The organism is Leclercia sp. GLN_9 (assembly GCF_043105735.1).
Lineage (GTDB): Bacteria > Pseudomonadota > Gammaproteobacteria > Enterobacterales > Enterobacteriaceae > Enterobacter > Enterobacter adecarboxylatus.
Window position 1 is genome coordinate 574,725 of record NZ_JBICLV010000017.1, and the last position, 12,348, is coordinate 587,072.

Genomic DNA, 12,348 nt, shown 5'->3' on the forward strand with positions numbered 1-12,348 from the left:
CATAAAAAGCGTATCTTCTGCGCGGTTATTGGCGTTGCCATAACGTTGTCTTGAGTCTTGCTTATCAGCGGAGCTAACTGTGAGCCTATCGCTCTTTGATTTCTCAACCTATTTCAAATTTTTTATCGGGCTTTTCGCGCTAGTCAATCCGGTGGGCATTATCCCCGTCTTTATTAGCATGACCAGCTATCAGACGGCGCTGGCGAGGAATAAGACCAACCTGACGGCAAACCTGTCGGTGGCCATTATCCTGCTGACATCTCTTTATCTTGGCGACTCTATATTGCAGATTTTTGGCATCTCTATTGATTCGTTCCGTATTGCCGGGGGGATCCTGGTGGTGACCATCGCGATGTCGATGATTAGCGGCAAGCTGGGAGAGGACAAACAAAACAAGCAAGAAAAATCAGAGACCGCGATCCGTGAAAGTATCGGTGTAGTGCCGCTGGCCTTGCCTTTAATGGCGGGGCCGGGTGCCATCAGTTCCACCATCGTCTGGGGAACGCGCTACCACAACCTGATGCACCTGATTGGCTTCTCGATTGCCATCGCGCTGTTTGCGTTCTGCTGTTGGGGTGTATTCCGTATTGCGCCCTGGCTGGTTCGACTGCTTGGCCAGACCGGCATTAACGTGATCACCCGTATAATGGGACTATTGCTGATGGCGTTGGGAATTGAATTTATTGTTACCGGGCTGAAATCAATTTTCCCCGGTTTATTGAGTTAAGGTTTTCAAACGAAAGAGCGGCGCCAGATGGCGCCGTTTTTTTTGTCAATATTAGCAAATCATATAATGAAAGTTGAAAAACGCGTTAACTATAATAAATTTTACTAATAATTTTGTTTTGTTAACTATCAAAGACTTGCCAGCCCTTCCTGTATCGCACTGTACACAATCCACGCAATAACACTGTTATTTTACTCACACGATACTCTGGGGCTTGCTGCGAGATAACTGAGATGATATTAGTAATTTGGTAAATGATTTAGATGAATGTGCTAAATAATAGACAGTTGTTAATTTTTTGTACAAACAACGCTTCGTCTTCAGCACAGTGACGCCATCGTCGAGTAAGACTTCTACATCCCATTGAATAACGAAGCTTTTTCCCGTTTTCGATGCGCGGCAGGGTAGCCCACAAAGTAACGGTATCTCCCGTAAAAGAGAATTGGTTAACAAATTTGCAAAATGTATTGGCACCCGAGAAAACCATTTGATACTTTCCGGCCTTATATTTTTCGCAGAAATCTATTAGATGAGAATCTTTTTCATTAACGGTTCTGATCTAAAAGAATTAAGACAGGCTTCGACAGGGGAGGCCTGTTAAGAATCGACGCAAGGCGGCCAGACGAGCCGTTAGTAATAGTAAAGTCGGTGATAGCGAGAAGTAAAAACGCCTGGCAGCAGCATAAACTCCTACGTTGTCAGGGAACCCCAAAAAGGGGAATTAAACAGGCTGGTAAAAAACCAGTAATTATAAAGAGTGGAGTATCAACACAATGTCCATCATCACAAAAAAAAGTCTGGTCGCGGCGGGGATTCTAACTGCGCTAATCGCGGGCAACGTTGCAATGGCTGCTGACGTACCTGCTGGGGTTCAACTGGCGGAGAAGCAAACGCTGGTGCGTAACAACGGTGCTGAGGTTCAGTCTCTGGATCCGCACAAAATTGAAGGTGTACCGGAGTCTAACGTTAACCGCGACCTGTTCGAAGGTCTGCTGGTTACTGACGTAGACGGCCATCCGGTTGCCGGGGTTGCCGAAAAATGGGAAAACAAAGATTTTAAAGTCTGGACCTTCCACCTGCGTAAAGACGCAAAATGGTCTGATGGTTCCCCGGTTACCGCACAAGATTTCGTTTATAGCTGGCAGCGCCTGGCGGATCCAAATACCGCCTCTCCGTACGCGAGCTATCTGCAGTATGGCCACATCGCCAATATCGATGACATCATCACCGGCAAAAAACCAATTACCGACCTCGGTGTAAAAGCGATTGATGACAATACCTTCGAAGTTACCCTGAGCGAGCCAGTACCTTATTTCTACAAACTGCTGGTACACCCGTCCGTTTCCCCGGTGCCTAAAGCCGCGGTTGAAAAATTCGGTGAGAAGTGGACCCAGCCTGCCAATATCGTTACTAACGGCGCCTATAAGCTGAAAGCCTGGGTTGTTAACGAACGTATCGACCTGGAGCGTAATACCAACTACTGGGATAACGCGAAGACCGTTATCAACCAGGTTACCTACCTGCCAATCTCGTCTGAAGTGACTGACGTTAACCGCTACCGCAGCGGCGAAATCGACATGACCTATAACAACATGCCGATCGAACTGTTCCAGAAGCTGAAAAAAGAGATCCCGGCTGAAGTACACGTTGACCCGTATCTGTGTACTTATTACTACGAAATCAACAACCAGAAAGCGCCATTCACCGACGTTCGTGTGCGTACCGCGCTGAAGCTGGCACTGGATCGCGATATCATCGTGAACAAAGTGAAAAACCAGGGCGACCTGCCAGCCTATAGCTACACCCCACCGTACACCGATGGTGCAAAACTGACTCAGCCAGAGTGGTTCGGCTGGTCACAGGAAAAACGTAACGAAGAAGCGAAGAAACTGCTGGCCGAAGCCGGATATACCGCTGACAAGCCGTTGACCTTTAGCCTGCTGTATAACACCTCCGATCTGCATAAAAAACTGGCTATCGCCGTCTCCTCCATCTGGAAGAAAAACCTGGGTGCGAACGTGAAGCTGGAAAACCAGGAGTGGAAAACCTTCCTGGACAGCCGTCATCAGGGCACCTTTGATGTGGCGCGTGCAGGCTGGTGTGCGGACTATAACGAACCGACCTCCTTCCTGAATACCATGCTGAGCGACAGCTCGAACAACACTGCACACTATAAGAGCGCAGAGTTCGATAAGCTGATCGGCGATACCCTGAAAGTCACGGACGAAGCGCAGCGCGCTGAGCTGTATTCGAAAGCTGAACAGCAGCTCGATAAAGACTCTGCGATCGTCCCGGTCTACTACTACGTGAACGCCCGTCTGGTGAAACCGTGGGTGGGTGGTTATACCGGTAAAGACCCGATGGATAATATCTACGTCAAAAACTTGTATATTATCAAGCATTAATGGCAATGAGTGGGGCGGGCGATGCTCGCCCCACGGTGTCTACTCATCGTAATACTATATAGGCACACGCCAGAAGGTACGGGCAATGTTGAAATTTATCCTACGTCGCTGTCTTGAAGCGATCCCAACGCTTTTTATTCTTATAACGATCTCGTTCTTTATGATGCGTCTCGCGCCGGGCAGTCCATTTACCGGTGAACGTACGCTGCCGCCAGAAGTGATGGCGAATATTGAAGCGAAATATCATTTAAACGATCCGATCTCCACCCAGTATTTCAATTATCTGAAGCAACTGGCGCATGGCGATTTTGGACCGTCATTTAAATATAAAGATTATTCCGTAAACGATTTGGTGGCTTCCAGCTTCCCCGTTTCGGCTAAATTAGGCGCCGCGGCATTTTTACTGGCCGTTATTCTTGGCGTTACGGCGGGCGTCATTGCCGCGCTGAATCAAAATACCAAATGGGATTATGCCGTTATGGGGGTGGCAATGACCGGTGTCGTCATACCGAGTTTTGTCGTCGCGCCCTTACTGGTGATGATATTTGCCATCACCCTGAAATGGCTGCCCGGTGGTGGCTGGAACGGCGGGGCGCTGCAGTACATGATCCTGCCGATGGTGGCCTTATCTCTGGCCTATATCGCCAGCATTGCGCGTATCACCCGTGGTTCGATGATTGAAGTCCTACACTCTAACTTCATTCGTACCGCGCGCGCAAAAGGGCTGCCGATGCGTCGGATTATTTTCCGTCATGCATTAAAACCTGCGTTATTGCCGGTTCTCTCTTATTTAGGCCCGGCGTTCGTCGGTATCATTACCGGTTCAATGGTTATCGAAACCATCTATGGTCTGCCAGGTATCGGACAGCTGTTTGTTAACGGTGCCCTGAACCGCGACTACTCACTGGTATTGAGTCTGACCATTCTCGTCGGTGCGCTGACCATTTTCTTTAACGCGATTGTTGACGTGCTGTATGCCGTTATCGATCCGAAAATCCGCTACTGACACTGGAGCTCGCCATGATGTTAAGTAAGAAAAACAGCGAGGCGCTGGAAAACTTCAGTGAAAAACTGGAAGTCGAAGGACGCAGTCTCTGGCAGGATGCCCGCCGTCGCTTTATGCACAACCGTGCGGCGGTTGCCAGCCTGATTGTGCTGGTGATTATCGCTCTGTTTGTGACCTTTGCACCTATGCTGTCGCAGTTCACCTACTTCGATACCGACTGGGGCATGATGTCCAGTGCGCCGGATAGCGAATCGGGTCACTATTTCGGTACCGACTCCTCCGGGCGTGACCTGCTGGTCCGTGTTGCGATCGGTGGGCGTATCTCGTTGATGGTGGGGATCGCCGCAGCCTTCGTGGCGGTGATTCTGGGTACGCTGTACGGATCGCTCTCAGGCTATCTCGGCGGTAAAGTGGACTCAGTGATGATGCGTATCCTTGAGATCCTCAACTCCTTCCCGTTCATGTTCTTCGTGATCCTGCTGGTGACCTTCTTCGGTCAGAATATCCTGCTGATCTTCGTTGCCATCGGCATGGTCTCCTGGCTGGATATGGCGCGTATCGTGCGTGGTCAGACCCTGAGCCTGAAGCGCAAAGAGTTTATCGAAGCAGCGCAGGTGGGTGGGGTCTCTACCGGCAATATCGTGGTGCGTCATATCGTGCCGAACGTACTGGGTGTGGTGGTGGTCTATGCCTCCCTGCTGGTGCCAAGCATGATCCTGTTTGAATCCTTCCTCAGCTTCCTCGGTCTGGGTACCCAGGAGCCACTGAGTAGCTGGGGTGCGCTGCTGAGCGATGGCGCGAACTCAATGGAAGTTTCACCGTGGCTGCTGCTGTTCCCGGCAGGTTTCCTGGTCGTGACACTGTTTTGTTTCAACTTTATCGGCGATGGCCTGCGTGATGCCCTCGACCCGAAAGACCGTTAAGGAGCGCCGCCATGACCATTATTGAAACGGCATCTGCGCCACAAATGCATCAGCAGGGCAATGCTCTGCTGGATGTGAAAGATCTGCGCGTCACCTTTAAAACGCCGGATGGCGATGTGACCGCCGTGAACGATCTCAACTTCAGTCTGCGAGCCGGTGAAACGCTGGGTATCGTGGGTGAATCCGGTTCCGGTAAATCCCAGACCGCTTTTGCGCTGATGGGCCTGCTGGCGCAAAATGGCGTCATCGGAGGGTCTGCCACCTTTAACGGCAAACAGATCCTTAACCTGCCGGAAAACGAGCTGAACAAGCTGCGTGCTGAGCAGATCTCGATGATTTTCCAGGATCCGATGACATCCCTGAACCCGTACATGCGCGTCGGCGAGCAGCTGATGGAAGTCCTGATGCTGCATAAGGGGTTGAGCAAAGCCGAAGCCTTTGAAGAGTCGGTCAAAATGCTCGATGCGGTGAAAATGCCGGAAGCGCGTAAGCGTATGCGCATGTTCCCGCATGAGTTCTCTGGCGGTATGCGCCAGCGCGTTATGATAGCCATGGCGCTGCTGTGCAGACCAAAACTGCTGATAGCCGATGAGCCAACCACCGCGCTGGACGTTACCGTTCAGGCGCAAATCATGACCCTGTTGAACGAGCTGAAGCGCGAGTTCAATACGGCGATCATTATGATTACCCACGATTTGGGCGTAGTGGCCGGCATCTGCGATAAAGTGCTGGTAATGTATGCTGGCCGCACCATGGAGTACGGAAAAGCGCGGGATGTGTTCTACCACCCGGCGCACCCGTACTCTATCGGCCTGCTGAATGCCGTACCGCGTCTTGATGCGGAAGGCGAGTCGCTGCTGACTATTCCGGGCAACCCGCCAAACCTGCTGCGTCTGCCAAAAGGCTGTCCGTTCCAGCCGCGTTGTCCACACGCGATGGAGATCTGCAACAGCGCGCCACCGCTGGAAGAGTTTGCCCCAGGCCGTCTGCGTGCCTGCTTTAAGCCGTACGAGGAGCTGGTATGACTGTCATTGACGAAAAACGTAACGTCCTGCTCGAAATCGCGGATCTGAAAGTCCACTTTGACATTAAAGATGGCAAGCAGTGGTTCTGGCAGCCGGCAAAAACCCTGAAAGCCGTGGATGGCGTAACCCTGCGTCTGTACGAAGGGGAGACGCTCGGCGTGGTGGGCGAGTCGGGCTGCGGTAAATCCACCTTTGCCCGTGCGATTATCGGGCTGGTCAAAGCCACAGACGGCAAAGTGGCCTGGCTGGGTAAAGATCTGTTGGGGATGAAGCCTGACGAGTGGCGCGACGTGCGCAGCGACATTCAGATGATTTTCCAGGATCCGCTGGCCTCCCTGAACCCGCGCATGACCATTGGCGAGATCATCGCCGAGCCGCTGCGCACCTATCATCCGAAAATGCCGCGTACCGAAGTGCGCGATCGCGTGAAGGCGATGATGATGAAAGTGGGGCTGCTGCCAAACCTTATCAACCGTTACCCGCACGAGTTCTCAGGCGGCCAGTGCCAGCGTATCGGGATTGCCCGCGCGCTGATCCTCGAGCCAAAACTGATTATCTGTGACGAACCGGTCTCGGCGCTGGACGTATCTATCCAGGCGCAGGTGGTTAACCTGCTGCAAAAACTGCAGCGTGAGATGGGGCTGTCGTTGATCTTTATCGCTCACGATCTGGCGGTGGTGAAGCACATCTCCGATCGCGTGCTGGTGATGTATCTCGGCCATGCGGTAGAGCTGGGCACCTATGATGAGGTGTACCACAACCCGCTGCACCCTTATACCAAAGCCTTGATGTCTGCGGTGCCGGTCCCGGATCCCGATCTGGAGAAGAATAAAACTATTCAGCTTCTGGAAGGGGAACTGCCGTCGCCGATCAATCCGCCGTCCGGCTGCGTATTTCGTACCCGTTGCCCGATGGCCGGGCCGGAATGCGCGAAAACCCGTCCGGTGCTGGAAGGCAGCTTCCGTCATGCGGTCTCCTGTCTGAAGGTCGACCCGCTCTGAGTGGTTAACATGTAATAAAAAAGGCTGCATTCGCAGCCTTTTTTATTCGCGGCAGATGTTATTCCCGCCAAAGAATGTGGCACAGCTTGTGGTCTTTCTCGCGACACAGCAGGACGCGGGCAAAGATGTCGTTAATCTCACCGCCGTCGGTATCGGCCAGACCAATGACGACTTCAGCGAAGAAGTCAGGGTTCAGGTCATAATCCACATGCTCGGCCCAGTCTTCAGACGGGTCGAACAGCTCGGCACCGCCGCGCTCTTCAAACTGCAGATTAAAGAGAATGACATCTGCCGGGTCGAGATTATCGACGGCCAGTTCAAGAAAGATATCGTAAGCCTGCTCGAGCGTTTCGTCTTCGGTCAGGCGATTGTTCAGATCCATTTCCATGATGACTACCTGTTAAACATCGTTGGTTGGGCACGTTTTACAGCAACGGACTAAAGAAGTAAAACAGTCGTTCGGTAATTCGCTGCCACAGCGGCCTTTTCACCCACAAACGCGCGTCCAGCAGGCGCGAGCGCGAGATATAGTCATCCTGTACCGCGGCTAAATCCCCGCCAAATCCGGCGTCATCGATGACCAGGGTGATCTCAAAATTGAGCCACAGGCTGCGCATATCGAGGTTAACCGTCCCCACAAGACTGAGTTCGCCATCCACCAGCACGCTTTTGGTGTGCAGCAGCCCACCTTCAAACTGATAGATCTTTACCCCGGCGGCCAGCAGCTCGCTGAAGAAGGCCCGGCTGGCCCAGCCTACCAGCACCGAATCGTTTTTGCGCGGCAGAATAATGCTGACATCAACCCCGCGCTGGGCGGCGGTACAGATGGCGTGCAGCAGATCGTCGCTCGGCACAAAGTAGGGGGTGGTCATGATCAGGTATTCGCGGGCGGAATAGGCCGCAGTGAGCAGCGCCTGGTGGATAAGGTCTTCCGGGAAACCGGGGCCGGAGGCGATGGTGTGAATCGTATGCCCGCTGGCTTGCTCAAACGGCATGATATTGGCATCAGGCGGCGGGGGCAGAATGCGCTTACCGGTTTCGATCTCCCAGTCGCAGGAGTAGACCACACCCATCGCGGTCGCGACCGGGCCTTCCATACGGGCCATCAGATCGACCCACTGGCCCACGCCAGCGTCCTGTTTAAAGAAGCGCGGATCCACCATGTTCATGCTGCCGGTATAGGCGATGTAGTTGTCGATTAGTACCATTTTGCGGTGCTGGCGCAGGTCCATCCTGCGCAGGAACACACGCAGCAGATTCACTTTTAAGGCTTCGACCACCTCCACCCCGGCGTTGCGCATCATCGACGCCCAGTTGCTGCGGAAAAAGGTCACGCTACCGGCGGAGTCGAGCATCAGACGGCAGTGAATGCCCCGGCGCGCGGCGGCCATCAGGGACTCTGCAACCTGATCGGCCATGCCGCCCGGTTGCCAGATGTAAAACACCATCTCGATGTTATGGCGCGCCAGCTGAATATCGCGGATCAGCGCGTTCATCACGTCATCGGAGGTGGTCATCAGCTGAAGTTGATTGCCTTTCACCCCGGCAATGCCCTGGCGGCGCTCGCAGAGCTGAAACAGGGAGGCGGCGACGTCGCTGTTTTCTTCGGCAAAGATATGTTTGCAGGATTTGAGATCGTTGAGCCATTTTGCGGTGGAGGGCCACATGGCACGGGCGCGCTCCGCCCGGCGTTTACCGAGATGAAGCTCACCAAAGGAGAGATACGCAATAATACCCACCAATGGCAGGATAAAAATGATCAACAGCCATGCCATGGCGGAGGGAACGGCTCGGCGCTTCATCAGGATGCGTAATGTTACACCTGCGATGAGCAGCCAGTATCCCAGAATGAGCAGCCAACTCACCACGGTGTAGAAGGTTGTCATAATAAAAAATCCTTTTGAAAGCGTATTGTTAAGAGTTTACGCGTCAGGATATTTCTGGCAAATAAAAACGCCAGATAAAAGCACTGGTTTGCCGCAGGCAAGGGTCTATAATGAGCGCTCTGTTTTAGTAAGAGTTGTTAACATGAAGCGCAGTAGAACAGAAGTAGGGCGCTGGCGCATGTTGCGACAGACAGGTCGTCGCAAAGCGCGTTGGCTGGAAGCACAATCCCGCCGTAATATGCGTATCCACGCCATCAGAAAATGCAGTATGAACCGTCATCGCAATGCGTTACTGTTCGCCGTTCAGGATTACTGAATGACACAAGGGCACCCTCAGAGGTGCCCGATGTTTTTTATTTATTCGCTGTTTCGAAAAGGAGGATGAAATGTTTGCGGATTTCGGTGTGCTTAATTTCTGGACCTACGTTGTCGGGGCCATTTTCATTGTTCTGGTTCCAGGGCCGAATACGCTGTTTGTCTTAAAAACCGGTATTGGTCACGGCGTGAAAAAGGGCTATCTGGCGGCCAGCGGCGTGTTTATTGGTGATGCGGTGCTGATGTTTCTTGCGTGGGCAGGTGTGGCGGCGCTTATTCAGACTACCCCTGTGCTGTTCAATATTGTCCGCTATCTTGGGGCGTTCTATTTATTATGGCTGGGCGGCAAGATGCTCTGGTCGGTTATCAAACATAAGCAACAAGGCGAAGCGGGCGGTATCGAGCCGGCAAAAACCATTATGAAACGCTCGCTGGTGCTGAGTATGACCAACCCGAAAGCGATCCTGTTTTATGTTTCGTTCTTTGTGCAGTTTATTGACGTTCAGGCTAATAACACCGGCGTGGCGTTTATGATCCTCGCGGTCACGCTGGAGATCATCAGCTTTACCTATATGAGCTTCCTGATTTTCTCCGGGGCGTTTGTCACCCGCTACCTCAAGACAAAAAAGAAACTGGCGAAGCTGGGGAATGGATTGATAGGTTTGTTATTTGTCGGGTTCGCGGCGCGGCTGGCATCGCTGCACTAACAAAAAAGGCTCCTTGTCAGGAGCCTTTTTTTATCCTAGAAAACTTTTTTAAAGGGCTTCACCACGACGTTATCATACACGCCAGCTGCCACGTACGGATCTTCCTGCGCCCAGGCCTGTGCCGCTTCCAGCGATTCGAACTCGGCAATCACCGTCGAGCCAGTAAAGCCTGCCGCACCCGGATCGTTGCTGTCGACGGCAGGCATTGGCCCGGCGGTCAGCAATCTGCCTTCGTCATGCAGCAGTTGTAAGCGCGCCAGATGGGCAGGACGCACGGAGAGGCGTTTTTCCAGAGAATCAGCAACATCTGCAGCAAAAATCACATAAAGCACGGCAAAGCTCCTTAGCCAATAAAAGTAGGAATTACGTTATGTGAAAGTGCAGGGGACTGCAATGCAAAGATAGCGACATTGTTAAAACCCTGCTCACTACGTGCCTTTTTTCGCCTGTTGGACGGTTAATTCGGGCGAAGTGTAACTGCCTTATTGAATATGATTGCTATTTGCATTTAAAATCAGGGCCTGGCTTTTTAACTGAAACGATTATGACTTCAATGACCCTTGAACTCCCTCGCCGCTTTCCCTGGCCGACGCTGTTGTCTGTCGGAATTCATGGAGCCGTCGTGGCGGGTCTGCTTTACACATCGGTACATCAGGTTATTGAAATGCCAGCGCCCGCGCAGCCGATTTCTGTGACCATGGTAACGCCTGCAGAGCTGGAGCCTGTACAGGTTGCGCCACCACCAGAACCAGAGCCTGTTGCAGAACCCGAGCCGGAACCGGAACCAGAAATCGTTCCTGAACCCCCTAAAGAAGCGCCTGTGGTGATCCATAAACCGGAGCCGAAGCCTAAGCCAAAACCGAAGCCGAAACCAAAACCGGAGAAAAAAGTGGAAGAGCGTCCGAAGCGTCAAGAGCGCCCGGTCGAGCCTCGCACCACCCAGCCGGTTGAGAGAGCGGCCCCGGCTCGCCCGGTGATGAACTCGTCCCCGGCCACCGCGAAGCCCGTGGTGACGGCCCCTTCCGGCCCACGTGCGCTGAGCCGTAACCAGCCGGTCTATCCGGCGCGTGCGCAGGCATTACGCATCGAAGGGCGTGTTCGCGTGAAGTTTGACGTGACCGCAGACGGACGGGTGGATAATGTCGAAATCCTTTCCGCGCAGCCATCGAATATGTTTGAGCGGGACGTGAAAACCGCAATGCGCAAATGGCGTTACGAACCCGGTAAGCCAGGCCGCGGGCTGATCGTGAATATCGTCTTCCGCCTCAACGGCGGGGCACAGATGGAATAAAATAAAAAAGCCTCCAGATGGAGGCTTTTTTTTGGCCTGAATGTCAGGCCTGAGGCAATGGACGTGGTTTCCCGTCGTTATCCACCGCGACATAGATAAACAGCGCTTCGGTCGCTTTGTAACGCTGGCCGATAGGCTCAGAGGAGACCTTTTTTACCCACACTTCGATGTTGATCGACACCGAGGTATTCCCACGCTTTACGCATCGCGCGTAGCAGCACACCACGTCCCCAACCGCGACAGGGCGCAGAAAAGTCATGCCGTCGACCCGGACCGTCACCACGCGGCCCTGAGCAATTTCTTTGGCGAGGATGGCCCCACCCATATCCATTTGCGACATCAGCCAGCCGCCAAAAATGTCACCGTTCGCATTGGTATCGGCAGGCATTGCCAGCGTACGTAAGACCAGTTCGCCCTGCGGGGCGTCTTGTGTTGTCATTATTTTCTCAGCTTATAACGAAGTGGCCAGCGCGGGATGTGCGCTGGCCGGTGGATCAATGCTTATCGTCTTGCGGCATATGGCGGTAGATATAGACACCGCTCAGGAGGGTAAAGATCAGCGTTAACGCGGTCAGACCAAACACTTTGAAGTTGACCCAGATATTCTGCGGCAGCCAGAAGGCGATATAGATATTCGCCAGGCCACAGAGAATAAAGAACACTGCCCAGGCGATATTCAGACGCGACCAGACGCTCTGCGGCAGGGCCAGCTCTTTACCCAGCATGCGCTGAATAAGGGGCTTTTTCATGACCCACTGGCTGAACAGCAAGGCACCGGCAAACAGCACGTAGATGACGGTCACTTTCCATTTGATGAACTCATCGTTGTGGAAGAAGACGGTCAACCCGCCAAAAAAGGCCACCAGCACGAAGGTGATTAAGGCCATCTTTTCAACCTTGCGGTAGCGCACCCAGCTGTAGATCAGCACCACTGCGGTGGCAACGATCAAAGCGGTGGTTGCCGCATAGATGTCATACAGCTTGTAGAAGGCAAAAAAGACAACCAAGGGTAAAAAATCAAGAAACTGCTTCATTCTTCGATTCCATCATCTGCGATGGCCC

14 protein-coding genes are annotated in these 12,348 nt (G+C 52.9%); 9 read left to right on the forward strand and 5 right to left on the reverse strand.

All coding sequences use genetic code 11. From position 1 onward, the window contains the following. Nucleotides 1–79 precede the first annotated feature (79 nt). From ACF8PE_RS13545 to oppF, 6 genes are all read left to right on the forward strand, one after another. Nucleotides 80–727 carry a YchE family NAAT transporter gene (locus ACF8PE_RS13545; protein WP_234548755.1) on the forward strand — a complete coding sequence of 216 codons (648 nt, stop codon included), beginning with the start codon at nucleotides 80–82 and terminating at the stop codon, nucleotides 725–727. A 773-nt stretch (nucleotides 728–1,500) separates the two neighbouring features. Further along, the gene (gene oppA, locus ACF8PE_RS13550; protein ID WP_059307702.1) at nucleotides 1,501–3,132 is read left to right on the forward strand and encodes an oligopeptide ABC transporter substrate-binding protein OppA; all 1,632 of its coding nucleotides are present in this window, start codon (nucleotides 1,501–1,503) and stop codon (nucleotides 3,130–3,132) included. 85 nt (nucleotides 3,133–3,217) lie between these two features. Continuing rightward, nucleotides 3,218–4,138, forward strand: a complete 921-nt coding sequence (oppB, locus tag ACF8PE_RS13555; RefSeq protein ID WP_032611266.1) for an oligopeptide ABC transporter permease OppB — start codon at nucleotides 3,218–3,220, stop codon at nucleotides 4,136–4,138. A 14-nt stretch (nucleotides 4,139–4,152) separates the two neighbouring features. Continuing rightward, nucleotides 4,153–5,061, forward strand: coding sequence for an oligopeptide ABC transporter permease OppC (oppC, locus tag ACF8PE_RS13560; protein WP_032611264.1), 909 nt, complete (start codon nucleotides 4,153–4,155; stop codon nucleotides 5,059–5,061). 11 nt (nucleotides 5,062–5,072) lie between these two features. Further along, nucleotides 5,073–6,086, forward strand: coding sequence for an ABC transporter ATP-binding protein (locus ACF8PE_RS13565; protein WP_059307703.1), 1,014 nt, complete (start codon nucleotides 5,073–5,075; stop codon nucleotides 6,084–6,086). Then, a complete protein-coding gene (gene oppF, locus ACF8PE_RS13570) occupies nucleotides 6,083–7,087 on the forward strand; it encodes a murein tripeptide/oligopeptide ABC transporter ATP-binding protein OppF (protein ID WP_032611251.1) in 1,005 nt (334 codons plus the stop codon). Before ACF8PE_RS13565 ends, oppF begins: the two co-directional genes overlap by 4 nt. 58 nt (nucleotides 7,088–7,145) lie before the next feature. Here the strand turns inward: oppF and ACF8PE_RS13575 are convergent, their stop codons facing one another. Further along, complete coding sequence (locus tag ACF8PE_RS13575) at nucleotides 7,146–7,475, reverse strand: HI1450 family dsDNA-mimic protein (protein ID WP_032611249.1); 330 nt, start codon at nucleotides 7,473–7,475, stop codon at nucleotides 7,146–7,148. A gap of 37 nt (nucleotides 7,476–7,512) precedes the next feature. After that, on the reverse strand, nucleotides 7,513–8,973 hold the full coding sequence (gene cls, locus ACF8PE_RS13580; RefSeq protein ID WP_032611248.1) for a cardiolipin synthase: 1,461 nt from the start codon (nucleotides 8,971–8,973) through the stop codon (nucleotides 7,513–7,515). Between the two features lie 142 nt (nucleotides 8,974–9,115). Here cls and ACF8PE_RS13585 point away from each other — a divergent pair, with 142 nt between their 5' ends. Together ACF8PE_RS13585 and leuE are read left to right on the forward strand one after the other, a co-directional pair. Continuing rightward, on the forward strand, nucleotides 9,116–9,289 hold the full coding sequence (locus ACF8PE_RS13585; protein WP_098946243.1) for a YciY family protein: 174 nt from the start codon (nucleotides 9,116–9,118) through the stop codon (nucleotides 9,287–9,289). A gap of 70 nt (nucleotides 9,290–9,359) precedes the next feature. Further along, nucleotides 9,360–9,995 (forward strand): leucine efflux protein LeuE, encoded by a 636-nt coding sequence (gene leuE / locus ACF8PE_RS13590; protein ID WP_077226994.1) that lies wholly within the window; start codon nucleotides 9,360–9,362, stop codon nucleotides 9,993–9,995. Nucleotides 9,996–10,030: 35 nt separating this feature from the next. On the opposite strand, the gene ACF8PE_RS13595 is transcribed toward leuE, so the two are convergent. Further along, complete coding sequence (locus ACF8PE_RS13595) at nucleotides 10,031–10,327, reverse strand: YciI family protein (protein WP_392494979.1); 297 nt, start codon at nucleotides 10,325–10,327, stop codon at nucleotides 10,031–10,033. 221 nt (nucleotides 10,328–10,548) lie between these two features. Here ACF8PE_RS13595 and tonB point away from each other — a divergent pair, with 221 nt between their 5' ends. Next, complete coding sequence (gene tonB, locus ACF8PE_RS13600) at nucleotides 10,549–11,286, forward strand: TonB system transport protein TonB (protein ID WP_032611257.1); 738 nt, start codon at nucleotides 10,549–10,551, stop codon at nucleotides 11,284–11,286. Between the two features lie 43 nt (nucleotides 11,287–11,329). On the opposite strand, the gene yciA is transcribed toward tonB, so the two are convergent. Together yciA and ACF8PE_RS13610 are read right to left on the reverse strand one after the other, a co-directional pair. Beyond that, the gene (gene yciA / locus ACF8PE_RS13605; RefSeq protein WP_032611243.1) at nucleotides 11,330–11,725 is read right to left on the reverse strand and encodes an acyl-CoA thioester hydrolase YciA; all 396 of its coding nucleotides are present in this window, start codon (nucleotides 11,723–11,725) and stop codon (nucleotides 11,330–11,332) included. A 55-nt stretch (nucleotides 11,726–11,780) separates the two neighbouring features. Then, nucleotides 11,781–12,320 carry a septation protein A gene (locus ACF8PE_RS13610; protein WP_032611241.1) on the reverse strand — a complete coding sequence of 180 codons (540 nt, stop codon included), beginning with the start codon at nucleotides 12,318–12,320 and terminating at the stop codon, nucleotides 11,781–11,783. Nucleotides 12,321–12,348: the final 28 nt, after the last annotated feature.